The sequence below is a fragment of the Azospirillum lipoferum 4B genome (assembly GCF_000283655.1).
Lineage (GTDB): Bacteria > Pseudomonadota > Alphaproteobacteria > Azospirillales > Azospirillaceae > Azospirillum > Azospirillum lipoferum_C.
This window is the reverse complement of the sequence record NC_016622.1, coordinates 2,748,104-2,771,936: the sequence shown is the minus strand read 5'-3', so window position 1 is coordinate 2,771,936 and position 23,833 is coordinate 2,748,104. Positions and strand designations below refer to the sequence as shown.

The window sequence follows — 23,833 nt, the reverse complement described above, 5'->3', positions numbered from 1 at the left end:
GGCCGTCAGGGGACGTCGGCCTTGGCGGTCCGGCCGCCGCGCGGGCCATGACCCGTGCCCTGGCGGTGGGGAAGCTGGACGCCGAAATGCGCCTCCAGCGCGTCGATCACCAGTTCCACCGTCACGTCCGGCGGGCGTTCGTCGCTGACCACCGTCAGGTCGGCCTCGGCATAGACGGGATAGCGCTGTTCCATCAGCCGGCCCAGGATGGCGCGCGGGTCGCCCTGGTTCAGGATGGGGCGGTGGGTGCGCCGCGCGGTGCGGGCGACCAGGACGTCCAGTTCGGCGCGCAGCCAGACCGAGATGCCATGCTGGCGGATGGCGGCGCGGGTGTCCGGGTCCATGAAGGCGCCGCCGCCGGTCGCCAGGATGTGCACCGGCTCGTCGGTCAGCAGCCGGGTGATGATGCGGCGCTCGACGGAGCGGAAGACCGGCTCGCCGTCGCGGGCGAAGATCTCGGCGATGGTGCAGCCGGCCGCGGCCTCGATCTCGGTGTCGGCATCGCGGAAGGGCAGGTGGAGCCGTGTCGCCAGCCGGCGCCCGATGGCGCTCTTGCCGGCACCCATCAGGCCGACCAGCACCACGGTGCGCGGCAGCAGCGGTGCCTTGTCCTCCGCCGCTCCGCCCCCCGTCTCCGGAAGCAGGGCCGTCATCGCCTTGTGCAATCCCATCACGTCCATCTGATCCGCCACCCGTACCCGCAACTCCGCTGTCCGCCCGATCCAGCGGGACAGCCGTCATACCGCTGAAACAGACAACACTCATACCCGCCGAAAGCTGGCCGGCACAAGCGCGCTCCTCCGGGGCGCCCCTCCGGAAAGCCGGCCCGAAAGCCGGGTGGGCGGGTTGCGCGGCGGTCCAACCTGTGGCTACACTGCGCCGCCGCTGAACGGTGTCTCCGTTGGCGGTGCTCCCGGTCGCCGGTCACCGCCGCGGCCGGGGTGCGGATGCTTTAGCAGAAAAGCCATTGCTTGTCCCAAGCCCTGCGACCGCCGGGCGTGGTAGCTCCGCTCCGATCCGCTGTTTTCCGACACAACGCGTCCTTGGTGCCATGAGCCGGTTTCTCTCGATCCTCATCGTCCTGCTGTTGCTGGTGATCGCCGGTGGCATGGTTTTCCTCGCCTCGTGGGACCTGCCGGCTCCATCGAAGACGGTGGAGAAGGTTCTGCCGGATGAGCGCTTCCCGCGCTGAACCCCGACCATCGGCCGGGGCCGGTCCGCATTCGGGCTTCCCGCTTTCGGCCGCCCTGCTGCTGGCCGGACTGCTGGCGGCCGGCTGGACAGTCACCGGCTGGATGGCCACCGGCTGGATGGCGTCCGCCGCGGCACAGGTCGCCGGTCCGCCGATCCGGCTGACGCCCGACGCCGGAACGGACGCGCCGGCTCCCATACCGGTGCCTGTCGCCACGCCTGCGCCCGTCGTCGTTCCGGTCTACCCGCCCGCGGTCGCAGCGCCGCCGCCCGTCTCCCCCGTGGTGGCGCGGCCGGTGCCGGTCGCGCGCGAGGCTCTGGGGGCGCCCGATCCGGATGGTGCGGGAACGCTGAGCGGGCTGCAGGGGCTGGGTGCCGACCCCTGGCGCGGCATCGGCCGGGCGGAGCTTCTGCCGCTGATCGCCGCCCTTCCTGTCGACACCCCCTCCCCCGCCGTCAAGGCGCTGGAACGCCGGCTGCTGTTGAGCGCCGGGTCGCCGGCCGTGGCGGATGGGGAGGTGCCGCCGCCCCGCCGCTTCGGCGCGCTGCGCATCGAGAAGCTGGCGCGGATCGGCGATCCCGCCGGAGCCGCCGATCTGGCGGCCCTGCTGCCCGCGGCGCTGGCGGCGGATGAGGCGGCGGCGAAGGCGCTGACCGATGCGGAGCTGGTGCGCGGCGGCCTGGATTGCACACGCGCGCTCGCCCGCGGCAAGAGCTTCGCCTCCGCCTATTGGACTAGGCTGGCTCTGTTCTGCCATGCCCGCGTCGGCAACCGCGCCGGCACGGACGAGGCGTTGGCGAGCCTGCGCAGCGGCGGCGCCCGCCGCTCCGATCCGTTCCTGATGGTGGCCGATGCCCTGGCCGGCGCAGCGCCGCCCCCTGCCCGCTCGCTGATCCTGCAGGGCGACCCCGACGGGCTGGCGCTGACGCTGGCCGCCATGCGGACGGCGCGGATCGGGGTTCCGCCCGACCGACTGCCGCTGGACAACCTGCCGGCCCTTGCCGCCATCGCCACCAACCCGTCCACCGATCCCGCCACCCGCGCCGCGGCCGGGGAACGCGCGGCGGCCTCCCTGTTCCTCGACGCCCGCCAACTGCTCGACCTCTATGTCCAAGTGCCGCCGTCGGGCGACGAGCTGTTGCGGGTGAGGGACATCGCCCGGCGCGACCGCGGCGCCCGCACCCGCGCCCTGGTCCATCAGGCGATGGCGGCGGCGATGGACGGGCAGCGCCGCATCGCGCTCGCTTCCCTGGCGGTGGAGCTGGTCGACCCGCGCCTGCGCGCCGGGCCGGTCGGCGGCGCCGCGGCCGGGCTTCTCGACACCGTGTCGCCGAGTGGGGACGCCGCGGCGCTGGCCCCGGCGGCGGCACGGCTCTATTACGCGCTTGGCCGGCTCGATCAGGCGCGGCGCTGGCACGATCTCGCCCTGCGCAGCGGGCGGAGCGCCGACACCGCCTGGCTGTGGCCGCTGGCCGTGGTGGCGACAGGGCGCGGCGCCGAGGATCCGCGCGCGCTGGCCGCCTGGCTGGAGGAGGTGTTGCGCGGTGCCGATACACCGGCCCGCAGCCGCATCGCCGGACAGCTCGCCCTTCTGCAGGCGACGGGCGTGATGGTACCGGACGAGGCGTGGATGCAGGCCACCGATGGCGCCGGCCCGCCCAGCGGCAGCGATGCCGGGGTCGATCCGACGCTGTGGCAGCGGCTGGGCGATGCCGCCGGCGGCGGGCGGGTCGGCGAGACGGTGGTCGCCGCCCTGCTCCTGCTGGGGGAGGCCGGGCCTGCCGGCCTGCCGCCGGTCGTCACCGCGCGGGTGGCGGCCAACCTGAAGGCGGTCGGGCTGGAGCCGGACGCCCGCGCCCTCGCCCGCGAGGCGATGGCGGCCATCGCCGGACCCGCCGCACCCGATCCCGCCCTTTCCGCCCCCACCCTTTCCGAACGGGGCGTGCAATGACCTCATGCCCGGAAAGCCTGCCACCACGATGACCGCTTCCAAAAGTTCCGCCAAGCGGCGGGGCCGGCCGTGCAAGCCGCGCCCGCTCGCCACCTCCCCGCATCTGGACGCCTTCCTCGACATGCTGACGGCGGAGCGCGGGGCGGCGGTGAACACGCGGCTGGCCTATGAGCGCGACCTCGCCGATCTCGGCCGCTGGCTCGCCCAGCGCAGCGTGGCGCTGGAGGGGGCCGGCACCGAGGATCTGCGCGCCTATCTGGCGGTGCAGAGCAGGGACGGCGCCCCGCGCACGGTGGCACGGCGGCTGTCGGCGATGCGGCAGTTCTACCGCTTCCTGCTGTCGGAAGGCCGGCGGGTCGACGATCCCGCCTCGCCGCTCGACAGCCCCAAGCAGGGCCGTCCGCTGCCTAAGATCCTGACGGAGGCGGAGGTCGGAGCCATGCTGTCCACCGCCGAGGCGCGCGGCGGGCCGGAGGGGCTGCGGCTGGTGGCTTTGCTGGAGGTGCTCTACGCCACCGGCCTGCGCGTGTCGGAACTGGTCGGCCTGCCGATGACCGCCATCATGCGCGACGGCCGCGGCCTGCTGGTGCGCGGCAAGGGCGGCAAGGAGCGGATGGTGCCGCTGTCCGACCCGGCGCTGGCGGCGCTGGCCGCCTATATCCCGCTGCGCGGCCACTTCATTCCGCCCGTTGCCGGAGGGGATGCCGGGCACAGCCCCTTCCTGTTCCCGTCACGCAGCTCCGGCGAAGGGCACCTGACACGCCAGCGCTTCGCCCAGTTGCTGAAACAGCTAGCCATCGATTCCGGAATCGACCCCGAGAAGGTCAGCCCGCACGTCCTGCGCCACGCCTTCGCCACCCATCTGCTCGACCATGGCGCCGATTTGCGCTCGGTCCAGAAGATGCTGGGCCATGCCGACATCGCGACGACGCAGATCTACACCCATGTGGTGACGGAACGGCTGAAGAAGGTCATGCACGACCACCACCCGCTCGCCCGCCGCAGGGTGGAAGAGCCGTCGGAGGGGTGAGGGAGGTAAGGATGGGGGGGAGGTGCGGGCTTCGATTGCCCCCTCCTAACCTCCCCCGCTGGGCGGGGGAGGGACTACCGCTTCCTTACCAATCAAGCATTTACTCCCTCCCCCGCCCAGCGGGGGAGGGTTGGGGTGGGGGCATCGTCAGCCGACACCTCCCCCCGATCCTTACTTCTTCTCCAGCATCAGCGTGCCCTGGCGGGACACCTTGTTCTTGATCTTGTCGGCCAGCAGGGCCAGCGCCCAGGGGAGCTGAACCTCCATCTCGACGCTGTCGTCCAGCACGTCGATGTGGCCGGCGATGGTCTGGGCCAGCGCCACGACGCGGAAGTTCAGGCGGTCGTCGGTCCAGCTGTCGTCGACGCTGGCCGCCACGGTGCTGAGACGGGCCCGCGCCTCGCCCATGCCGTCGACCAGCCGGCGCTTGGCCTCCGCCCGGCCGAGCGAGTGGGGGATGGACAGGGTCAGGGGCTTGGGCATCGTCGGCGGCTCCGCACTGCACGGGATCGGGTGGACATGGGTAACGCCGGAGACGCGTCCTGGGTCCCGGTCAGCCGGCCTTCACGCCGTTGACCGGCGCGCGGACCGGCATGATGCAGCGGACATGGGCGCTGCGGAAGACGCCGGTGCCACCGGATTCGTCCAGCTCCAGCCGGCCGCCATGCAGCTCCATCACGTTGCGCGCCAGCGAGACGCCGAGGGCTGCCGCGCCCTGCGGATCGGCGTCCGGCGGAGCGGCGCCGCTGACCGACAGGGTGATGCTGCCGTTCAGCCGTTCGCCGGCCAGCCGGATGCGGCGGTCGGGCGGCGGGTTGCGGATGGCGCCGACCACGAGGGTGAACAGCGCCTGCTTCAGCCGCTTGCCGTCGCCCTCGATCTCGCCAAGCGCCTCCGGCGCCACGACCTCCATGCGCAGCCCCTCGCGCCGGGCCCATTCGCGGGTGAGGCTGGCCACCGAGTCGAGCAGGTCGGGCAGGCTGACCGTCTCGCGTTCCAGCGTTGTCACGCCGGCTCCCAGGCTGGTCAGGTCGACCACGTCGTCGATCAGTTCCAGCAACCGCTCCCCGGCGGTCAGCATGCTGCGCACATACTCCATCTGCCGGGCGTTGAGCTCGCCGAAATACTGGTTCGCCAGAACCTCGGCGAAGCCGATGATGCCGTTCAGCGGCGTGCGCAGATGGTGGGAGACGTTGGCGATGAACTCGCTCTTCAATTGGTCGGCGGCCTCCAGCGCCGCGTTGGAGGCGCGCAGCGCCGTCTCCAGCCGGGCGCCGTCGGTCACGTCCAGATAGCTGTTCAGCACCGCCCCGTCGGGCAGCGGCAGGGTGGAGAACTCCACCACCGACCCGTCGCTGCGCTCCACCCTGCCGGAGCGGACGCTGCGTTCCAGCGTGGCGCCGATCAACTCCTCCTTCAGGGCTTCCCAGCCGGAGGCGGCGGCCTCCCCCTGCCGGTCCGGCGGCGCCATCTCCAGCAGCGGGCGCATGCGCTCGAAGACATCGGCGATGTGCGGTTCGCCGTGCAGGTCGCCGTCCGCCAGATCCCAGATGCGGGCGAAGGCCGGGTTGGACAGCTTCAGCCGGCCGTCGCCGCCGAACACCGCGATGCCCTCCGCCAGATTGTCCAGCGTCTCCTGCTGCACGGCCATCAGCGTGTTGTAGGAGGATTCCAGCGCCAGCGTGTTGGTCACGTCCTCCAGGATGGTGATCAGCCCGCCCTGCGGATGGGGGGCGGCCAGATGGCGCAGCGTGGTGCCGTCCGGCAGGTGCAGCATCTCCTCCACCGGCTCCACCAGATGGGTGTAGCGGGTCAGGCGTTCGCGCTTGAAGGTCTGGTAGTCGGCATATTCCGGCAGGCGGCGGCGGGCGCGCAGCTCCTCCAGCAGTTCGGCGTTGGTGGGCTCGGTGCGCAGCCATGCCTCGTCCAAATCCCACAGCCGGGCATAGGCCTAGTTGAAGAAGGTCAGGCGGGTGTCGGGGCCGAAGATGGCGATGGCGGTGCCCAGCCGCTCCAGCACCTCCGCATGCGCCGTCAGGTGGCGGTCCAGTTCGCCGCGCAGCTCCTCCAGCGGGGTCAGGTCCAGGGCATAGCCGACCACCAGCGTGCCGCCGCCGTCGGTCAGCGGCAGCGGCGCCTCCGTCACCTCCAGCAGGCGGCGCTCGGTGCCGATCACCACGGGGGCGCGGTCGGACTGGGCGAAGCCGCCGCTGCGCGCCCGTTCGGCCAGCGCCGGGCCGGTGGCGGTCAGTTCCCGCCCCTCCGTCACCACGCTGTCCGGATCGCTGTCGACGGCGCGGGCATAGGCGCGGTTGCACCAGGACAGCCGTAACGAGCGGTCGCGCATCCACACCGGGATCGGCAGGGCATCGGCCATCGCCTGCAGCTCGGCAAGGCGGGAGCGGGCGACCCCGCTTTCCGTCTCGTGACGGCGGTTCGCGTCCTGAACGGCGTCGCGGGCGACGGTGACGTCCTCGATCCACACCACGTCGCAGCAGCTGTCGCCGACACAGCCCCGCCGGCCGGTCAGCATCAGTCGCCGGCCATCCGGCACCAGTCCTTCGCAGCGGAAAGGCTCGCCGTCGCGGCGCAGGCGGGCAAGGGCGGCGGCGAAATCGGGCGACGACACCGCGTCCGGCAGCGCGTCGGCCTTGGAGATGCCCAGCAGGGCCGCCGCCTCGTCCGACAGGGCGCCGCCACCCGATTCGGTCCAGGCGCACCAGGGATAGGGAGAGGCGGCGAGCATCGCCTGCCAGCGGTCGCGGTCTGCGGCTGCATGGTCGGCCTGGCGCCGGGTTTCCTTGTTCCAAAAGAAGCCAGCGAAACCGACCACGCTTTCCACCCCCGGACCGCCAGGGCTTGGCGACGGCCCGGCTGAATCAGTCGAAATCAATCAAGATGGCCAGAGTAGTTCAGCCCTACCCCACCGACAAGCAACTCGCGTCAGCCGTGCGCCTTTTCGGATTGCCGCTCCCGTCCAGGTAGATTACGACCCGACACATCCGGTCAGGCCATGCTCTCTTCCGGCTGCGATACCGTCTCTTTCGTGTGGCGCAGCGCGTGAATCGCCTTTTCGACCTCCGGGAAGGCCGCGGCCATCGCCTGCGCATGGCGTTCCACCTCCTCCAGTCGCGCGTCTACGATCGCGCGCTCCAGCGCGGTGCAGGCGGCTGCCAGCACCCGCGCGCCTGCGGTTCGTGCCGCTCCGGCGGCCGAATGGGCTGCCGCCCGCGCCTCCTCCATCTCCCCGGCGTCGAGCGCCTGCCGCAACTTTTCCAGGGTCGGCCGCGTCGTTTCGATGAAGAAGTCCATCATGTCCAGCGTGCCGCCATCGATGCCGTCCTCCCGGCTTCCGCCGAAGGTCTCGCGCAGGTGGTCGAGGTCGAGCACCGGCAGGGCCGATTCGTCCGGCGGGCGGACGGGTTGCGGTCCCGGCGGTTCCTTCGTCTCCGGCGGGCGGGGAGGCGCGCCGAGCCGCCGGGCCAGCACCTGCGACAGCTGGGCCAGCGTCACCGGCTTGGCGAGGTAATCGTCCATGCCGGCGGCCAGACAGCGCTCCATCTCGCCGGACAGCGCATTGGCGGTCATGGCGACGATGGCGGTGGGATGGCCGATCCCGCCCTCTTCCGCCCGGATGCGGCGGGCAAGCTCGTAGCCGTCCATCACCGGCATGTGGCAGTCGGTGATGACCAGCCGGTGGCGTCCGATGCGCCAGGCCGACAGCGCCTGCTCCCCATCGGCCGCCAGTTCCACCGTGCAGCCCAGACGGCGCAGCTGGCGCAGCACGACCTGCTGGTTGGTCGGATGGTCTTCCGCAACCAGGACCGGACCGTAGGCCGGCGGGCCGCCCTGCTGTCCCTCTCCCGCGCCGACTGGAACGGCGAGCGGCAGGCCGGACCGCTCCATGGAAGCCCCCAAAGTGCCACCCGCGGCACCGGCCCGGTCGGCATCGGGTGCGGCACGGCCGGTCAGGAGGGCGGCGGCGCGGATCAGGGCGGTGCGGTGGACCGGCTGCACCAGCCCGCCCGCTCCGCCGTGGGGCGAAGCGACCGCGGGGCCGTTCCCCCGCCCGTCACCCAGCAGCAGCCGCGGCAGTCCGGGTCCGCAGGCGCCCGCCAGCGGTTCCAGCCGTCCCGCCATCGCCGTGCTGGTGACCAGCAACCCCCAGCCCCCGCGCCCCAGGCGGGACGCCGCTTCGGCCACCGTGGCGGCGGCGGTCACCGTTGCCCCGCCCTGCTCCAGGTAGCGGGCCAGCACGTCGCGCTGCACCTCGTCCTCGTCGGCGACCAGCACGGCCAGTCCGGCCAGCGGCGCCGGGGCGGGCAAGGCGGGCTCCTCCCCCCGCGCCAGGTCCACCGTGAACCAGAAGGTCGAGCCCCGGCCGGGCACTGACTCGACGCCGATCCGTCCGCCCATCCGCTCGATCAGCCGGGTGCAGATCGCCAGCCCCAGCCCGGTGCCGCCGAAGCGCCGGGTGGTGGAACTGTCGGCCTGGCTGAAGGGCTGGAACAGCCGCGCCTGCCCCTCCGGCCCGATGCCGATGCCGGTGTCCTCCACCGCCACATGCAGGCGCACATGATCCAGGCTTGCCGGTTCGGCGGCATGGACGCGCAGCACCACCCGGCCGCGGTCGGTGAACTTGATGGCGTTGCCGGTCAGGTTGAACAGGATCTGGCGCAGCCGGCCGGAATCGCCGCGCAACCGCGCCGGCACCGACCGATGGATGTCGCAGATCAGCGCCAGCCCCTTCTGGTGGGCCTGAGGCGCCAGCAGGTCGGCCACCCCCTCCACCAGTTCCGCCGGGCGCAGGTCGAGATCCTCCAGCTCCAGCTTCCCGGCCTCGATCTTCGACAGGTCGAGGATGTCGTCGATGATCCGCAGCAGCGCCGCCCCGCTGTCCCGCATGGTGGAGACCAGGGTGCGCTGCTCCTCGTCCAGCGGGGTCAGCGCCATCAGCTCCAGCATGCCGAGCACGCCGTTCATGGGCGTGCGGATCTCGTGGCTCATGGTGGCCAGGAATTCCGCCTTCGACCGGGCTGCGATCTCCGCCTGTTCCTTGGCGGCGCGCAGCGCCTCCTCCGCCTGCTTGCGCGCGGTGATGTCGTAGCTCCAGGCGAGAACCGCCGGCTCGCCCTCGAAGCTGGTGCGCTGGAGCGTCTGCAGGGCCCAGACCCGGCTGCCGTCGGGCCGGTCGACCGCGACCTCCGCATCGCGCACCACCACGCCGCCGGCTTCCGCCTTTCCCTCCTGCCCCTGCCCCGCTCCGCCCCGGCTGATGCTGGCGCCCGGCAGGGCCAGCGCGTGGCGGCTGCCGACGAACGCGTCCAGCGGCCGGCCGGCCAGCTCGGCGGCGCGGGCGTTGGCGAAGGCGACGGTGCCGTCGGTACGGCCGATGGAGACGCCGACCGGGCTCTGTTCCAGGATGGTGCGCAGCCGCCGCTCGCCGTCGGCCAGCGCGCTCTCGCGGGCGCGGATGGTGGTGACGAAATAGGCCAGCGCGCGGGCCATCTCGCCGATCTCGTCCCGGCTGCCGGACGGGGTGGCGGAGGGCAGGTCGAGGTCGGGCATCGCCGCCGGCTCGGCCGTCTCGACCGCCTGCATGGCGCTGCGCAGCCGGCGCAGCCGCGCCACCACGTTGCGGTGGATGTAGGCGAAGATCGCGGCGGCGCCCAGGATCGACAGCAGCGCCATGGCGATCACCGCCCGCTCGCCGTCGCGGATCACCCGCTCGAACTCGGACGAGCGGCGGGCGACGTCCTGCTCCACCGCCAGGAAATAGTCGGACACGATGCCGACCAGCTGGTCCGACACCGCCTGGTTGCGGGCCGCCGACCGCTTGACCGCCCGCTGCAGCGACAGCTCCGCCGCGCGCAGGGTGAACAGGGGGGATCGTCCGAAGGCCTCCTCCTCCACCTCGCGCTGCAGCGGCCGCAGCCGGGCGGCGCGGTCCGGCGGCAGCATGGCCAGCGCCGCGGCGGCATTGTTCAGCGCCATGCGGGTCTCGGCCTGGAACCCGTCCAGCTGACTGTCGCGGTCGGCGCGCAAGGCGGCCAGCAGCGTGGTGGCCGCCGCGGTCAGGTCCCGGCGCCAGCGCTCCAGCGCATCGCGGCTGCGCTCCGCCGCCTCGGCATCCGGAAGGCCGGAGCGCGTCTCCATCGGCCAGGGCGCCTCCTCCTCCCGCGACTCGGCGGCACCGAGCCGGCCGGTCAGGGCGGCCAGGGACTGGGCGCGGGCGTTGGTCTCGGCGGTCAGGGCCAACTGCTGACGGACCTGGGCGTTCAGGGTCAGCAGCGTGCCGACCAGCTCGTTCTTGCGGCGGTCAAGTTCGCCCAGATCGGCCTGACCGCCATTTTCCTGGCCATCGCTTCCCTGGTTGCTGCTGCCCTGGCCGCCGCTGCCCTGGCCGCCATGTGCGATCAGCCGGGCCATCAGCTGTTCCAGCCGGACGATCTGATCGCCCATCCGCGCCATCACCGCTTCGCGCGCGGTCTGGTCCTGGGCGGCGACCAGGGCGGGAGCGATGGCGGCCACTGCGCCGCTCTGCTGTACCAGCTGCGCGGCGGCGACCAGCCCCGGCACCTTGGCCGTGGCGATCTGCTCGTACCCCTGGTGGAAGCGGGAAAACAGCGAGACGGCGACGACGCTGGTCGCCGCGGCCAGCCCGCCGATGACCGTCAATCCCGCCAGGATGCGGAACGCCACGCTCCGCCGGGGACTCCGCATGACCACCCCCTCGCCCGCCGCCAGCGCCGGAGGGGGTGCTTCGCCCGATGCGTCATACCCCTTCCGGCGCTGCGATCATGCCACAGAAACGGGGGCGGGGGATGGGGTTCTCAGGCGACGCCGGTGGACCCGAATCCGCCCGTTCCGCGTGCGGTGTCGTCCAGCGACCCGACTTCGATCAGCGTGGCCCTCGGGGCCGGGGCGATCACCGCCTGGGCGATGCGGTCGCCGCGGGCGATGGTGAAGGGCTCTTCCCCCAGATTGATCAGGCAGACGCCGACCGGTCCGCGATAGTCGCAATCGACGGTGCCCGGCGTGTTCAGCACCGTGACGCCGTTCTTCACCGCCAAGCCCGAGCGCGGCCGGATCTGCATCTCCCACCCTGTCGGCAACCCGACGGCGAAGCCGGTCTGCACCAGCATCCGCTTGCCGGGCTCCAGAACGGCGGGCTCATCCGCCGGCACCGCGGCGCGCAGGTCGAACCCCGCCGCTCCATCGGTGGCATAGGAGGGCAGCGGCAGGTCGTCGTTGCCGGGCAGGCGGAGGAAGGCGACGGTGGGGGACATGGGTGGATCCTATGGTTGAGTGTCGGCTGGCGGATGCCCCCTCCCCAACCCTCCCCCGCTTTGCGGGAGAGGGTGCCTTATGCGAAGCGGCGGCAATCCCCTCTCCCGCGTGAGCGGGGGAGGGTTAGGGAGGGGGACCGTACAAATGGGGCAATCTGCGAAACTACTTCCCTGCGAAATACCCCGCCACCACTTCGGCGAGCCGGGCGGCGACGGCGTCCTTGGGCATGGTGGGCCAGGACTCGACCCCGTCGGCGCGGATCAGGTGGACGGTGTTGTCGCTGCCGCCGAAGGTGCCGGTGCCGGGAGAGACGTCGTTGGCGACGATCCAGTCGCAGCACTTGCGGGCGCGCTTGGCGGTGGCGTAGGCCAGCACGTCGCCGGTCTCCGCCGCGAAACCGACCACCAGCGCCGGGCGGCGCTCGCCGGGCCGCGACAGGGTGGCGAGGATGTCGGGGTTTTCGGTCAGAGCCAGCGCCGGCGGGCCGCCGCCGTCCTTCTTCAGCTTGCGGTCGGACGGGCCGTCGACGCGCCAGTCGGCGACCGCGGCGGCGCAGACCGCGATATCGGCGGGCAGCGCCGCCTCGCAGGCCGCCAGCATCTCGCGCGCCGTCTCGATATGGACCACGCTGCAGCCGGGCGGGTCGGGCAGGCGGGTCGGGCCGCTGACCAGCGTCACCGCCGCTCCCAGCTTCGCCAGGGCGGCGGCGATGGCATGCCCCTGCTTGCCGGACGAGCGGTTGGCGATGTAGCGCACCGGGTCGATCGGCTCATGCGTCGGGCCGCTGGTCACCACCGCATGGCGGCCGGCCAGGGGAAGATGGGCGTCCTCCGCGAAAATCGCGGCGATGGCGTCGACGATCTCCATCGGCTCTGCCATGCGGCCGGGGCCGTATTCGTTGCAGGCCATCACGCCCTCGTTCGGGCCGACGCGCCTGACGCCGCGGCTTTCCAGCAGCGCCATGTTTGCCTGGGTTGCGGCATGCTGCCACATCCGTACATTCATGGCGGGAGCGACCAGCACCGGCTTGTCGGTGGCCAGCAGGACGGTGGCGGCCAGATCGTCGGCCATGCCGGCCGCCATGCGCGCCAGCAGGTTGGCGGTGGCCGGCGCCACCACCAGCAGGTCGGCCTCGCGCGACAGGCGGATGTGGCCCATCTCCGATTCGTCGGTCAGCGACCACAGGTCCCGGTAGACGGTGTCCTCGGTCAGTGCCTGCACCGACAGGGGCGTGACGAAGCGGGCGCCGGCCTCCGTCAGCACCGCGCGCACCGTCGCGCCGCGTTCGCGCAGGCGGCGGATCAGGTCCAGGCTCTTGTAGGCGGCGATGCCGCCGGCGACGACCAGCAGCACGCGCTTGCCGGCCAGAATGGCGTGATCGGCCATGGCGACCCCCCTCTTCCCGGCGCCCCTTCCGGACGCCCCGATGCCCGCTGCTGATAGTTCATCGCGCCTCCCCCGGCAAGCGGCGGCGCCGCGACATATCCGGTCCGGCGGGGATATCGATACGCTCCCCGGTCCGTACATGCGCGTGGGGGTGGGATTTTCAGAAATATCTGTTAGACAATAGGACCAGCCCCGCCCCTGCCTCTGCGTGTCGCCCACAGCATGCCGCCCGGTTCCATCCCCGTCCTGCTGATCGAAGACACGCCGTCGCTGGCCCGTGTCTATGCGGAATACCTGAAGAAGGAGTCCCACACCGTCATCTCGGTGGAGACGGGGGCCGACGCGCTGGCGCAGCTGAACGACGGCGCGCCCAAGGTGGTGCTTCTGGACCTGCAGCTGCCGGACATGAACGGGATGGAGGTGCTGAAACGCATCGACTCCCAGGCCCTACCCTGCGCGGTCATCGTCATCACCGCCCACGGCTCGGTGAAGGCGGCGGTGGAGGCGATGCGCTACGGCGCCTACGATTTCCTGGTGAAGCCCTTCTCCGCCGACCGGTTGGTGGTGACGGTCCGCAACGCCATGGAGCGGCTGCGGCTGGCCCAGCTGGTCGACACCTTCGAGAAGGACCTGAACCGCGCCCGCTATCACGGCTTCATCGGCTCGTCGCTGGCGATGCAGGCGGTCTACCGCATCCTCGACAGCGCCGCCTCTTCGCGCGCGACCGTCTTCATCACCGGCGAGTCCGGCACCGGCAAGGAGGTCTGCGCCGAGGCGATCCACCGCCAGAGCCAGCGGGCGGCCAAGCCCTTCATCGCCATCAACTGCGGCGCCATCCCGAAGGATCTCATGGAAAGCGAGATCTTCGGCCATGTGAAGGGCAGCTTCACCGGGGCGGTGTCCGACCGGGAGGGCGCGGCGTCGCGCGCCGACGGCGGCACCCTGTTCCTGGACGAGATCTGCGAACTGGCGCCCGACCTGCAGACCAAGCTGCTGCGCTTCATCCAGACCGGCACCTTCACGCCCGTGGGCGGGTCGAAGCTGGAGAAGGTCGATCTGCGCATCGTCTGTGCCACCAACCGCGATCCCCTGCGCGAGGTGGAGGAGGGGAGGTTCCGCGAGGACCTTTATTACCGCCTGCACGTCATCCCCATCCACCTGCCGCCATTGCGCGAGCGCGAGGACGACGTGCTGGAGATCGCCCGCCACTATCTGGCGGAGTTCGCGAAGGAGGAGAAGAAGGGGTTCACCCGCTTCTCGCCCCAGGTGGAACAGGCGCTGCGCCACTACCATTGGCCGGGCAACGTCCGCCAGCTGCAGAATGTCGTGCGAATCGTCGCCGTGCTGCATGACGGCGACACGGTGACGCAGGAGATGCTGCCGCCGCCGCTCGGCACGCCGCAGCCGGTGCCGGTCCATGCCGCCGCCACTGCGCCGGCCGGCGCCCTTCCGGTCCCGCGCCCGCATGTCCCGCCCTCCCCGGACTCGATCAAGCCGCTGTGGGAGGTGGAGAAGGACGCCATCGAGGACGCCATCGCCGCCTGCGACGGCAACATCCCGCGCGCCGCCGCTCTGCTGCAGATCAGCGCGTCCACGATCTACCGCAAACGTCTGGCCTGGCAGGCTGAAGGAAAGCTCTAACCCTTTATTTAGGCAATGATTTCCTGACGATGCCCGAAAACTGCCAAGACATGGGCTAATACCCTTCGACAAAGTCCTGTCGCCTTGGTCGTAATTCCACTCGGGATCTCGTCATCCTTTGTCCTATGCCGTGAGACGGAATTGCCCGCAACCACAGCATGCGGCTAGCCTCCCCGCACAATGTCTTGGTTCCGCTTGCCCGGCAGACCTCACGGCGCGGCCGATGCCGGCGATTCCGGACCGATTTGCTTCGCAAAGACCCGCTTCGCAGTGACTAGGGGGAGGCCCATGACAAACGGCACCGTAAAATGGTTCAACACCACCAAGGGATACGGCTTCATCGCGCCGGAGGCCGGTTCGAAGGACGTGTTCGTTCACATCACCGCGGTCCAGCGCTCCGGCTTGCATGCCCTGTCCGAAGGCCAGCGCGTCCAGTTCGAGGTTGCCCGCGGCACCAACGGCAAGGATTCCGCGGTGAACATCAGCGTCGTCGAGTGATGCGGTTCCGTTAGGTCAGACCGGATATCCGGCGGCGCGGTAGGCCGCGATGGCATCCCCGGCCAGCCGGGCGATGTCGTTGCGCAGCCGATCCACCGCGTCCGCCACTCTCTTTCCCCCAAGTTCCGCAGACTGCGGCTCTGCAGGGTCGGGCTCTGCGGAGGAGGCCCGGCAGGCCATCTCCAGCGCGCGGGCGGCAGCGCAGAGGGCGCGGGCGCCGAAGGTCCCGGCGGTGCTTTTCAGCGTGTGCGCCTCGCGCGTCAGGACGGCGCGGTCGGTTTCCGCCATGATGCGCGCCACCCGCTCCCGCGTTTCCTCCACGAACTGCCGCAACACGTCGGCCAGCAGATCCGCCTCCAGATCTTGGGCCAGTTGGGCCAGCACCTCGCGGTCCAGCACCTCGCCCGCCGCTTCCGGAGCCGCTGCCGCGCAGGGGCCGAAGCCTGTCGATGCGTCGGCCGATGGCCCGGAGCACAGCGACGCACGCAGCCATTTCTCCACCGTTTCCAGCAGCAGCGTCCGGTCCACCGGTTTGGCGATATGGTCGTTCATGCCGGCGTCCTGGCAGCGGACGCGGTCGGCCTCCTCGGTGTCGGCGGTCATGGCGACCACCGGCACCCGGCCGGCCGGCCCCGGCAGGTCGCGCAGCAGCCGGGTGGCGGTCAGCCCGTCCATCTCCGGCATCGACAAATCCATCAGGATCAGGTCGTAGCCGCCGGCCTGTGCCGCCATCACCGCTTCCAGCCCATTGTTGGCGGTGTCGGCGCGGTGGCCGGCCTGGGCGAGGATGGCGGTGACCAGCATCTGGTTCAGCGGACTGTCCTCCACCACCAGAATCCGGCGGGGAACCGGCTGGAGATCCGTGGGGAGAAGCGACGGCGGCATCCGCTGCGTCATCGGAAGCATGCTCCGGAATGAAGAAGGCGCCAGTGTAAGGGCGCGGCCTTGTCCATGCAAAGCCCCGCTCCATGTTTGCGGACGGGTGGAAATCACCGATTTCCGCGGCCCGGCGCTTCAAATCGGCGCGTCCCACCGGTATGGTGGCGCGCTCGGCCGGCGTCCGGACCGGACTCCCGCCCGCAAGACCGAGCCCTATCCCGGCTTTCCTTCGACTTCAGGCAGTGCCGCAGACGATGACCAAACTGAACACCTACCGCTCCGGTCCCGACGAGCGCGGGCATTTCGGAATTTTCGGCGGCCGTTTCGTCGCCGAGACGCTGATGCCCCTGATCCTGGAGGTCGAGAAGGCCTATCGCGAGGCGCGGGCCGATCCCGCCTTCGAAGGCGAGATGCGCCAGCAGCTGAAGCAGTATGTCGGCCGCCCCAACCCGCTCTATTACGCCCAGCGGCTGACCGAGCAGCTGGGCGGGGCCAAGATCTACTTCAAGCGCGAGGAGCTGAACCACACCGGCGCGCACAAGATCAACAACTGCATCGGTCAGATCCTGCTGGCCCGGCGCATGGGCAAGACCCGCATCATCGCCGAGACGGGCGCCGGCCAGCATGGCGTGGCGACCGCGACGGTCTGCGCGCTCTACGACATGCCCTGCGTCATCTACATGGGCGAGACCGACATCGCCCGCCAGCAGCCCAACGTCTTCCGCATGAAGCTGCTGGGGGCCGAGGTGCGCCCGGTGACGTCGGGCAGCGGCACGCTGAAGGACGCGATGAACGAGGCGCTGCGCGACTGGGTCACCAACGTCGCCGACACCTTCTACATCATCGGCACCGCCGCCGGCCCGCACCCCTACCCCGCCATGGTCCGCGATTTCCAGTCGGTGATCGGCGACGAGGTGCGGACCCAGATGCAGGAACTGGAAGGCCGCCTGCCCGACAGCCTGGTCGCCTGCGTCGGCGGCGGGTCGAACGCCATCGGCATGTTCCACCCGTTCCTGGACGATTCCTCGGTGCAGATGATCGGCGTCGAGGCCGCCGGCCGCGGCATCGAGAAGGGGCCGCTCGACCATGCTGCCTCGATCAACGGCGGGCGTCCGGGCGTGCTGCACGGCAACCGCACCTATCTGCTGCAGGACGAGGACGGCCAGATCCTGGAAGGCCACTCGATCTCCGCTGGCCTCGACTATCCCGGCATCGGGCCGGAGCACAGCTGGCTGCATGACGTCGGCCGCGTCGAATACGCCTATGCCACCGACCAGGAGGCGCTGGACGCCTTCCAGCTCTGCGCCCGCACCGAGGGCATCATCCCGGCGCTGGAATCCGCCCACGGCCTTGCCGAAGTCATCAAGCGCGCACCGAAACTGCCCAAGGACCACCTGATGGTGCTGTGCCTGTCGGGCCGCGGCGACAAGGACATCTTCTCCGTCGCCAAGCATCTGGGAGTGGAACTGTGAGTGCCGACATGAAGAGTGCCGATGTTGGGGCCGATGGCCGCATCGCCCGCCGGTTCAATGCGCTGAAGGCGGAGGGACGCGCCGGTCTGGTCACCTTCATCACCGCCGGCGATCCCGATCCCGCCGTCTCGCAGTCGGTGCTGAACGGCCTGCCCGCCGCTGGCGCCGACCTGATCGAGCTGGGCATGCCCTTCACCGATCCGATGGCCGACGGCCCGGCGATCCAGGCCTCCTCGCTGCGCGCACTGAAGGCCGGGATGACGGTGCACAGGACGCTGGAGATGGTCCGCGGCTTCCGCAAGCAGGATGCCGACACGCCGATCATCCTGATGGGCTATTTCAACCCGATCCACGCCTATGGGGTGGAGCCCTTCCTGGCCGACGCGCGCGCGGCCGGGGTGGACGGGCTGATCGTCGTCGACCTGCCGCCGGAAGAGGACGAGGAGCTGTGCATCCCGGCGGTGGAGGCGGGCATCAGCTTCGTCCGCCTGACCACGCCGACCACCGACGAGGCGCGCATGCCCATGGTGATGCGCAACACCTCCGGCTTCGTCTATTACGTGTCGATCGCCGGCATCACCGGCACAGCCAGCGCATCCAACACCGCCATTGACGCGGCGGTCGCCCGGCTGAAGCGCCACACCGACCTGCCGGTCGCCGTCGGCTTCGGCATCAAGACGCCGGATCAGGCCGCCGAGGTCGCCCGCGTCGCCGATGCCGCCGTGGTGGGCTCGGCCATCGTCACCCGTCTGGCCGACAGCCTGGCCGCCGGGGTCGACGGGGCGGCCGCTGTCGAGGACGTGCTTGGCTTCGTCGGCGAACTGGCCGCCGGGGTGCGCGCGGCGCGGGGGTGAGGCTATATAGGGGGGAGCGGCGCCACCGGGAGACCAGCCATGGCCTATCTCTACATCGACGACGACGAACCGGAGAAGCCGCTCCCCAGCCGGGAGGAGGCGGAGGCCGAGATCGCCGAGTGGAAGCGGCGGATCGACGCGCTCTATGACGAGATCGTCGGCTGGCTGCCGCCCGGCGAAGGCTATGAGGTCGACCGCTCGCGCCTGCTCCCCCGGCACGAGAACATGCAGAAGATCCTGGAGCTTCCCGGCTACGAGATTCCGCTGCTGCGGATCCGCCGGGACGGCCGGGACATCCTGATGTTCCAGCCTGACGCCCGCTGGGTCCTGTTCACCCGCGGCCGGGTCAAGCTGTATGTCGGCACCATCCGCGCCGGCGACCGCCTGCTCGCCAAGGAGGCGGATGCCGAAGGACCAGAGTGGACATACTGGACGACGGGCAGCTGGCAAACGGGCGGAAAGCCATGGGGTCGGGAATGCCTGCTCGATCTTCTGCGGGAGGTCGGGTGAAAGACTTCGCCGACACCTTGCGGGCGTTCGAGATTGCCAGCGAAAATCTGGAGCGGATCCAACAGGACGCATCGTTCTGGAATGATGACGCTGATGTTCTCCGGCGTTTGGACCGCTTGGCGCTTGTCAATCAGCAAGCATTTTTCGTTCTGCTGTTTGCACTGTTCGAAGCAGAGCTGAAGACGCATTCATCGGCCTTGATCGAGCGGATGCGGAACCAGACGGAGTGGCGGGATCGCCGCGCCTGGGACCTCCTTGACGATAAAGTCCGCAACATGCAGCTCATGCAGCGGGTTGCATTGCTTACCGACAAAGGCGGGGACATTTACAAGCGCATCAAAGAGCTTTACGACATCCGCAACCGAATCGCCCATGGAACCCTGCTGACCGAAGAGATCGACGTCGCGGAGATAGCTCGTGAAATCCAGCTCTTCGCCGCCGGTCTGAACGAGGCATCATGAACTGGCTCACCAACTACGTCCGTCCCAAGATCCGCGCGCTCTACGCCCGCAAGGAAGTGCCCGACAATCTCTGGCACAAATGCCCGAGCTGCGAGTCGATGCTGTTCCACCGTGATCTGGAAGAGAACCTGCACGTCTGCCAGCATTGCGGCTTCCACATGCGGCTGGACCCCATCAAGCGGCTGGAGTCGATGTTCGACGACGGCGCCTATGAGGGCGTCGAGCTGCCGAAGTCGGTCGCCGACCCGCTGAAGTTCCGCGACCAGAAGCGCTACACCGACCGCCTGAAGGAAGCCCAGACCAAGACCGGCCGCACCGATGCCATCGTGGTGGGCGAGGGCCGCATCGGCGGGCATGCCGCCGTGGTCGCCGCCTTCGACTTCGGCTTCATGGGCGGATCGATGGGCATCGCCGTCGGCGAAGGGCTGCTGACCGCCGCCCGTCTGGCGGTGGCGAAGAGCGCGCCGCTGATCGTCGTTCCGGCCTCGGGCGGGGCGCGCATGCAGGAAGGCATCCTGTCGCTGATGCAGATGCCGCGCACCACCATCGCGGTGGAGATGGTCAAGGAAGCCGGCCTGCCCTACATCGTCGTGCTGACCGATCCGACCACCGGCGGCGTCACCGCCAGCTTCGCGATGCTGGGCGACATCCACATCGCCGAGAAGGGGGCGCAGATCGGTTTCGCCGGCGCCCGCGTGATCGAGAGCACGATCCGCGAGACCCTGCCGGAAGGCTTCCAGCGCTCCGAATACCTGCTGGAACACGGCATGGTCGACATGGTCGTCCACCGCCGCGACCTGCGGCCGACGCTGGTCCGCACCATCGGCCTGCTGATGACCCCGCGCATCGACGCGGTGGCGGAGGACCTCGACCTGACCGCCGCCCAGGCGGCCGACGGCGAGCCCGCCCAGATGCCCCAGCCGGCCACGCAGCCGACGGCGGCCCAGCCGGTTTCCACCCAGCCGGCGGCTCCGGTCCAGGCCGGCGACGACTGACCGGCACCTCCCGCCCATCCGACCAGAGACGATCATGACCGACGCCTCCCTTCCGCTGGCCAATCCGCCCGCCAGGCCGGCAGCGACCCGTTCCGACCCGGTGCTGGACCGGTTGAAGGGGCTTCATCCCAAGGTCATCGACCTGTCGCTGGACCGGGTGTACCGTCTGCTGGCGGCGTTGGACCATCCGGAGCGGAAGCTGCCACCGGTGATCCATGTCGCCGGCACCAACGGCAAGGGGTCGACGGTCGCCTTCCTGCGGGCGATGCTGGAGGCGGCCGGCCACCGCGTCCATGTCTACACCTCGCCGCACCTCGTGCGCTTTCACGAGCGCATCCGGCTGGCCGGCCGGCTGATCGACGACGATCATCTGGCCGCCCTGCTGGAGGAGTGCGAGATCGCCAATGCCGGCAACCCGATCACCTTCTTCGAGGTGACGACGGTCGCCGCCTTCCTCGCCTTTTCCCGCGAGCCGGCCGACGTGGTCCTGCTGGAGACCGGGCTGGGCGGGCGGCTGGACGCCACCAATGTGGTGGCGAAGCCGGCGGTGACGGCGATCACCCGCATCTCCTACGACCACCGCCAGTTCCTGGGCGATTCGCTGCTGGAGATCGGCAGCGAGAAGGCCGGCATCTTCAAGCCGGGCGTCCCGGTGGTGCTGGCCCCGCAGCCGGAGGCCGACGCGCTGAGGGCGCTGAAGCTGCGCGCCAACGCCATCGCCGCCCCCATCCAGAGCTGGACGGTGCAGGAGCGACCGGACGGCTTCCGCTTCGAAAGCGCCAAGCGGCAGCTCGACCTGCCGATGCCGGGACTGGCCGGCGTCCATCAGATCACCAATGCCGGCGTCGCCATCGCCTGCCTGGACCACCTGCCGCTGGCCGTCGATGACGAGGCGGTGCGCAAGGGCCTCGCCACCGTCGAATGGCCGGCCCGGCTGCAGCGCCTGACCCGCGGTCCGCTGGCAGAAAGCCTGCCGCCGGGCTGGGAGCTGTGGCTGGACGGCGGCCACAACGACTCGGCGGGCGAAGTGCTGGCCCGGCAGGCGGTCGACTGGTCGCGCGGCCAAGCGGGCGGCGGGGCCGCCCTGCCGCTGTTCGTGATCTACGGCATGCTGTCCAGCAAGGACCCGTTCGAGTTCCTGGGCCCGCTGGCTCCCTTCACCCATTGCCTGCGTGCGGTGCCGATCCCCGGCGAGGAAGCCAGCTTCACCGCGGAGGAATCCTGCGAGACCGCCAAGCTCTGCGGCATCCGCGACCATGCGGCCGCCGACGGCGTGGACTCGGCCCTGGCCGACCTCGTGGCCAATCGCCCGGGCCCGGCGCGTGTCCTGATCTGCGGCTCGCTCTATCTCGCCGGTACAGTGTTGGCGGAGAACGGCTGAGATCGGCATATTCGGGGGGCTGGTTTTCCCAGCCACCGCACGGGTGAGGCTCCCATGGGGCAAACGGGTTCGACGACCGCCATTCTGGCCGCCGTGCTGTTCGGCGTCAGCACGCCGCTGGCGAAGCTGCTGGTCCATGACCTGTCGCCATGGATGCTGGCGGGCCTGCTGTATCTCGGCTCCGGGCTCGGCCTGGGGCTGGTCCGGCTGGTCCGTGGACTGGCGGTGTCGGCGGAGCGGAGCGAACGGAGCATCCGCGGCACCGAGTGGCTCTGGCTGCTGGGCGCCGTCTTTGCCGGGGGGATCGCCGCACCGGTGCTGTTGATGTCCGGCCTGACGGCGACCCCGGCCTCGACCGCCTCGCTTATGCTCAATCTGGAAGGGGTGTTCACCGCTCTCCTGGCGTGGTTCGTCTTCCATGAAGGTTTCGACCGGCGGCTCGTTGCCGGCATGGTCGCCATCGTCGCGGGGGCGGCCGTGCTGTCCTGGGGCGGACCGCCGGACATCGCAAGCGGTTTGGCCGGCGGATGGGGACCGGCCGCGGTCGCCGCCGCGTGCCTGATGTGGGCGGTGGACAACAACCTGACCCGCAAGGTCTCGCTGGCCGACCCTATGGACATCGCCATGATCAAGGGGCTGGTCGCCGGCAGCGTCAATGTCGGGATCGCCCTGGCCCTCGGCGACGGTGTGCCCGCCATGCCGACGACGGCCGCGGCCATGCTGGTCGGGCTGCTGGGCTACGGCGTCAGCCTCGTCCTGTTCGTATTCGCCCTGCGGTACATCGGCACCGCCAGGACCGGCGCCTATTTCTCCACGGCCCCCTTCGTCGGAGGCATTGCCTCCCTGGCGATGTTCGGCGAGCCGCTGACGGCCGGGTTGGTCGTTGCGGCGGTCCTGATGGGAATCGGCGTCTGGCTGCACCTGACCGAGGACCACGACCATGAGCATGTTCATGAGGAGATCGAGCACGATCACCCGCATGTTCATGACGACCATCATCGGCATCATCACGACGGCCCGGTGACCGAACCGCACAGCCATCGGCATCGACACGGGCGACTGCGGCACCGGCACGCCCACTTCCCCGATGCCCACCACGTCCACACGCACTGAGGCGTGAGCCAAAGCACCGGTCGGGAAGCCAATGGGGAGTGCGGGGGCCGTCGGCTTGCCGTCGGGAACACCGTCGGAGCGGACGCAATCGGCAAAACAAAAAAGCGAGCCAGATGCCGTTCCCGGCAACGCCCGCTGACAACCAAACAACTTCTCTCACCCTTCCGGAGAAGGGGAAAATGGTGGAGCCGAGGAGGATCGAACTCCCGACCTACGCATTGCGAACGCGTCGCTCTCCCAGCTGAGCTACGGCCCCACACTCACACCGCGGCGTCTTCGCCGCCCCGGCGTGGCGCGGATATTGTCCATGACGGGGGGTGCTGTCAAGCGCTTGATTCAGAAAAAATGAAGCGCGGGCGCAACGGCCTGGCAAGACCCCTGCGCCGGCGGTACTCCGGTCTATGCGCCGCAGTCCACCCGGCCTATCGGCGGGCCGCCGTACTGGACAGGTCTCTCCGCTTATGCTTAGGGTGCCCGGAAAAGGCTGGCGCCCGCTTCGCAGTGCGTTGCGCGCGGCCATCCCAAAGAACCGCCATGGAGCTGGCCCGGCATGATCGCGCTGTATATGCTCATCAACACCATTCTGGACCTGTTCTTCTGGGTCCTCATCCTGTCGGCGATCCTCAGCTGGCTGGTGGCCTTCAACGTGGTGAACACGCGCAACCGCGCGGTCTATCTGATCGGCGACTTCCTGTATCGCATCACCGAACCGGTGCTGCGCCCGATCCGCCGCGTCCTGCCCAACATGGGTGGACTGGATCTGTCGCCGATCGTGGTTCTGCTGGCGATCTCCTTCATCCAGAACCTGATGGCCCAGTACTGGCCGCGCTTCTGACCGTGGCGGCGTCCTCTCCCTTCGAAGCGGTGGCCGACGGCTTGCGGGTGGCGCTCCGGGTGACGCCCAAGGCGTCGCGCAACGCGGTGACCGGCACGGCCGAAACGGCGGGCGGGGGACGTGTTCTGAAACTGGCGGTCACGGCGGTGCCGGAAAACGGCAAAGCCAACGAGGCCGTCATAAAACTTTTGTCGAAGGCATGGAAACTGCCCAAGACGAGCCTGACGGTGGTGGCCGGCGCCACCGACCGGAACAAGATACTGCATGTGGCCGGTGACCCGGCGGCTCTGCTGCCGCGGCTGTCGGCCCTGATCGACGATGTGGGTACCGAGGGTGGAGTGTAGC

Annotated in this window: 22 protein-coding genes and 1 tRNA gene; 14 read left to right on the top strand and 9 right to left on the bottom strand. The window is 70.2% G+C overall.

Annotation, left to right across the window (positions count from 1 at the left end; translation table 11 throughout):
- Window positions 1-5: 5 nt before the first annotated feature.
- Complete coding sequence (locus tag AZOLI_RS12845) at window positions 6-653, bottom strand: shikimate kinase (protein ID WP_044550903.1); 648 nt, start codon at window positions 651-653, stop codon at window positions 6-8.
- A gap of 398 nt (window positions 654-1,051) precedes the next feature.
- Here AZOLI_RS12845 and AZOLI_RS32880 point away from each other — a divergent pair, with 398 nt between their 5' ends.
- From AZOLI_RS32880 to AZOLI_RS12835, 3 genes are read left to right on the top strand one after another with little or no spacing between them, the layout of a single operon-like run.
- The gene (locus AZOLI_RS32880; RefSeq protein ID WP_167331734.1) at window positions 1,052-1,192 is read left to right on the top strand and encodes a hypothetical protein; all 141 of its coding nucleotides are present in this window, start codon (window positions 1,052-1,054) and stop codon (window positions 1,190-1,192) included.
- Complete coding sequence (locus AZOLI_RS12840; RefSeq protein ID WP_014249089.1) at window positions 1,173-3,143, top strand: hypothetical protein; 1,971 nt, start codon at window positions 1,173-1,175, stop codon at window positions 3,141-3,143. The genes AZOLI_RS32880 and AZOLI_RS12840 overlap by 20 nt, the downstream gene beginning before the upstream one ends.
- A 28-nt stretch (window positions 3,144-3,171) precedes the next feature.
- The gene (locus AZOLI_RS12835; RefSeq protein WP_162488073.1) at window positions 3,172-4,173 is read left to right on the top strand and encodes a site-specific tyrosine recombinase XerD; all 1,002 of its coding nucleotides are present in this window, start codon (window positions 3,172-3,174) and stop codon (window positions 4,171-4,173) included.
- A 171-nt stretch (window positions 4,174-4,344) separates the two neighbouring features.
- Here AZOLI_RS12835 and AZOLI_RS12830 read toward each other — a convergent pair whose 3' ends face one another.
- The 6 genes from AZOLI_RS12830 to coaBC form a co-directional block, all read right to left on the bottom strand.
- Window positions 4,345-4,656, bottom strand: coding sequence for a polyhydroxyalkanoic acid system family protein (locus tag AZOLI_RS12830; RefSeq protein WP_014249087.1), 312 nt, complete (start codon window positions 4,654-4,656; stop codon window positions 4,345-4,347).
- Between the two features lie 70 nt (window positions 4,657-4,726).
- On the bottom strand, window positions 4,727-6,103 hold the full coding sequence (locus AZOLI_RS33250; RefSeq protein ID WP_244442487.1) for a sensor histidine kinase: 1,377 nt from the start codon (window positions 6,101-6,103) through the stop codon (window positions 4,727-4,729).
- A 21-nt stretch (window positions 6,104-6,124) separates the two neighbouring features.
- Window positions 6,125-7,006 (bottom strand): PAS domain-containing protein, encoded by an 882-nt coding sequence (locus tag AZOLI_RS33245; RefSeq protein WP_244442486.1) that lies wholly within the window; start codon window positions 7,004-7,006, stop codon window positions 6,125-6,127.
- 173 nt (window positions 7,007-7,179) lie between these two features.
- The gene (locus AZOLI_RS12820; RefSeq protein ID WP_244442485.1) at window positions 7,180-10,875 is read right to left on the bottom strand and encodes a hybrid sensor histidine kinase/response regulator; all 3,696 of its coding nucleotides are present in this window, start codon (window positions 10,873-10,875) and stop codon (window positions 7,180-7,182) included.
- A 131-nt stretch (window positions 10,876-11,006) separates the two neighbouring features.
- The gene (dut, locus tag AZOLI_RS12815) at window positions 11,007-11,462 is read right to left on the bottom strand and encodes a dUTP diphosphatase (RefSeq protein WP_014249085.1); all 456 of its coding nucleotides are present in this window, start codon (window positions 11,460-11,462) and stop codon (window positions 11,007-11,009) included.
- Window positions 11,463-11,625: 163 nt separating this feature from the next.
- Entirely contained in the window at window positions 11,626-12,849 is a 1,224-nt protein-coding gene (gene coaBC / locus AZOLI_RS12810; protein ID WP_014249084.1) for a bifunctional phosphopantothenoylcysteine decarboxylase/phosphopantothenate--cysteine ligase CoaBC, read from the bottom strand.
- Window positions 12,850-13,071: 222 nt separating this feature from the next.
- On the opposite strand from coaBC, the gene AZOLI_RS12805 reads away from it, so the two are divergent.
- Both AZOLI_RS12805 and AZOLI_RS12800 read left to right on the top strand, forming a co-directional pair.
- A complete protein-coding gene (locus tag AZOLI_RS12805; protein ID WP_014249083.1) occupies window positions 13,072-14,490 on the top strand; it encodes a sigma-54-dependent transcriptional regulator in 1,419 nt (472 codons plus the stop codon).
- Window positions 14,491-14,778: 288 nt separating this feature from the next.
- A complete protein-coding gene (locus AZOLI_RS12800; RefSeq protein WP_014249082.1) occupies window positions 14,779-14,988 on the top strand; it encodes a cold-shock protein in 210 nt (69 codons plus the stop codon).
- A 15-nt stretch (window positions 14,989-15,003) separates the two neighbouring features.
- On the opposite strand, the gene AZOLI_RS12795 is transcribed toward AZOLI_RS12800, so the two are convergent.
- Window positions 15,004-15,885: a response regulator gene (locus tag AZOLI_RS12795; protein ID WP_014249081.1), complete on the bottom strand. Its 882-nt coding sequence runs from the start codon at window positions 15,883-15,885 to the stop codon at window positions 15,004-15,006.
- A 236-nt stretch (window positions 15,886-16,121) separates the two neighbouring features.
- On the opposite strand from AZOLI_RS12795, the gene trpB reads away from it, so the two are divergent.
- The 7 genes from trpB to AZOLI_RS12760 are packed head-to-tail and all read left to right on the top strand — an operon-like array spanning window position 16,122 to window position 22,653.
- Window positions 16,122-17,339 (top strand): tryptophan synthase subunit beta, encoded by a 1,218-nt coding sequence (trpB, locus tag AZOLI_RS12790; protein WP_014249080.1) that lies wholly within the window; start codon window positions 16,122-16,124, stop codon window positions 17,337-17,339.
- A gap of 8 nt (window positions 17,340-17,347) precedes the next feature.
- Entirely contained in the window at window positions 17,348-18,193 is an 846-nt protein-coding gene (gene trpA / locus AZOLI_RS12785) for a tryptophan synthase subunit alpha (RefSeq protein WP_014249079.1), read from the top strand.
- Window positions 18,194-18,232: 39 nt separating this feature from the next.
- A complete protein-coding gene (locus AZOLI_RS12780; RefSeq protein WP_014249078.1) occupies window positions 18,233-18,703 on the top strand; it encodes a hypothetical protein in 471 nt (156 codons plus the stop codon).
- Window positions 18,700-19,164: a HEPN domain-containing protein gene (locus AZOLI_RS12775; protein ID WP_044550157.1), complete on the top strand. Its 465-nt coding sequence runs from the start codon at window positions 18,700-18,702 to the stop codon at window positions 19,162-19,164. Before AZOLI_RS12780 ends, AZOLI_RS12775 begins: the two co-directional genes overlap by 4 nt.
- On the top strand, window positions 19,161-20,159 hold the full coding sequence (accD, locus tag AZOLI_RS12770) for an acetyl-CoA carboxylase, carboxyltransferase subunit beta (RefSeq protein ID WP_014249076.1): 999 nt from the start codon (window positions 19,161-19,163) through the stop codon (window positions 20,157-20,159). The genes AZOLI_RS12775 and accD overlap by 4 nt, the downstream gene beginning before the upstream one ends.
- Before the next feature lie 34 nt (window positions 20,160-20,193).
- On the top strand, window positions 20,194-21,540 hold the full coding sequence (locus AZOLI_RS12765) for a bifunctional folylpolyglutamate synthase/dihydrofolate synthase (RefSeq protein WP_014249075.1): 1,347 nt from the start codon (window positions 20,194-20,196) through the stop codon (window positions 21,538-21,540).
- A gap of 54 nt (window positions 21,541-21,594) precedes the next feature.
- A complete protein-coding gene (locus tag AZOLI_RS12760) occupies window positions 21,595-22,653 on the top strand; it encodes a DMT family transporter (RefSeq protein ID WP_014249074.1) in 1,059 nt (352 codons plus the stop codon).
- Window positions 22,654-22,833: 180 nt separating this feature from the next.
- On the opposite strand, the gene AZOLI_RS12755 is transcribed toward AZOLI_RS12760, so the two are convergent.
- Window positions 22,834-22,909, bottom strand: a tRNA-Ala gene (locus AZOLI_RS12755).
- Window positions 22,910-23,203: 294 nt separating this feature from the next.
- On the opposite strand from AZOLI_RS12755, the gene AZOLI_RS12750 reads away from it, so the two are divergent.
- Together AZOLI_RS12750 and AZOLI_RS12745 are read left to right on the top strand one after the other, a co-directional pair.
- The gene (locus AZOLI_RS12750; RefSeq protein WP_014249072.1) at window positions 23,204-23,488 is read left to right on the top strand and encodes a YggT family protein; all 285 of its coding nucleotides are present in this window, start codon (window positions 23,204-23,206) and stop codon (window positions 23,486-23,488) included.
- Between the two features lie 2 nt (window positions 23,489-23,490).
- On the top strand, window positions 23,491-23,832 hold the full coding sequence (locus AZOLI_RS12745; protein ID WP_014249071.1) for a DUF167 domain-containing protein: 342 nt from the start codon (window positions 23,491-23,493) through the stop codon (window positions 23,830-23,832).
- Window position 23,833 lies beyond the last annotated feature (1 nt).

Excerpts from the sequence above, each read along its gene's own strand:
- AZOLI_RS12845 (WP_044550903.1), bottom strand. The coding sequence starts at position 653 with ATGACGGCCCTGCTTCCGGAGACGGGGGGCGGAGCGGCGGAGGACAAG.
- AZOLI_RS32880 (WP_167331734.1), top strand. The coding sequence starts at position 1,052 with ATGAGCCGGTTTCTCTCGATCCTCATCGTCCTGCTGTTGCTGGTGATC.
- AZOLI_RS12840 (WP_014249089.1), top strand. The coding sequence starts at position 1,173 with ATGAGCGCTTCCCGCGCTGAACCCCGACCATCGGCCGGGGCCGGTCCG.
- AZOLI_RS12835 (WP_162488073.1), top strand. The coding sequence starts at position 3,172 with ATGACCGCTTCCAAAAGTTCCGCCAAGCGGCGGGGCCGGCCGTGCAAG.
- AZOLI_RS12830 (WP_014249087.1), bottom strand. The coding sequence starts at position 4,656 with ATGCCCAAGCCCCTGACCCTGTCCATCCCCCACTCGCTCGGCCGGGCG.
- dut (WP_014249085.1), bottom strand. The coding sequence starts at position 11,462 with ATGTCCCCCACCGTCGCCTTCCTCCGCCTGCCCGGCAACGACGACCTG.
- coaBC (WP_014249084.1), bottom strand. The coding sequence starts at position 12,849 with ATGGCCGATCACGCCATTCTGGCCGGCAAGCGCGTGCTGCTGGTCGTC.
- AZOLI_RS12805 (WP_014249083.1), top strand. The coding sequence starts at position 13,072 with ATGCCGCCCGGTTCCATCCCCGTCCTGCTGATCGAAGACACGCCGTCG.
- AZOLI_RS12800 (WP_014249082.1), top strand. The coding sequence starts at position 14,779 with ATGACAAACGGCACCGTAAAATGGTTCAACACCACCAAGGGATACGGC.
- AZOLI_RS12795 (WP_014249081.1), bottom strand. The coding sequence starts at position 15,885 with ATGACGCAGCGGATGCCGCCGTCGCTTCTCCCCACGGATCTCCAGCCG.
- trpB (WP_014249080.1), top strand. The coding sequence starts at position 16,122 with ATGACCAAACTGAACACCTACCGCTCCGGTCCCGACGAGCGCGGGCAT.
- trpA (WP_014249079.1), top strand. The coding sequence starts at position 17,348 with ATGAAGAGTGCCGATGTTGGGGCCGATGGCCGCATCGCCCGCCGGTTC.
- AZOLI_RS12780 (WP_014249078.1), top strand. The coding sequence starts at position 18,233 with ATGGCCTATCTCTACATCGACGACGACGAACCGGAGAAGCCGCTCCCC.
- accD (WP_014249076.1), top strand. The coding sequence starts at position 19,161 with ATGAACTGGCTCACCAACTACGTCCGTCCCAAGATCCGCGCGCTCTAC.
- AZOLI_RS12765 (WP_014249075.1), top strand. The coding sequence starts at position 20,194 with ATGACCGACGCCTCCCTTCCGCTGGCCAATCCGCCCGCCAGGCCGGCA.
- AZOLI_RS12760 (WP_014249074.1), top strand. The coding sequence starts at position 21,595 with ATGGGGCAAACGGGTTCGACGACCGCCATTCTGGCCGCCGTGCTGTTC.
- AZOLI_RS12750 (WP_014249072.1), top strand. The coding sequence starts at position 23,204 with ATGATCGCGCTGTATATGCTCATCAACACCATTCTGGACCTGTTCTTC.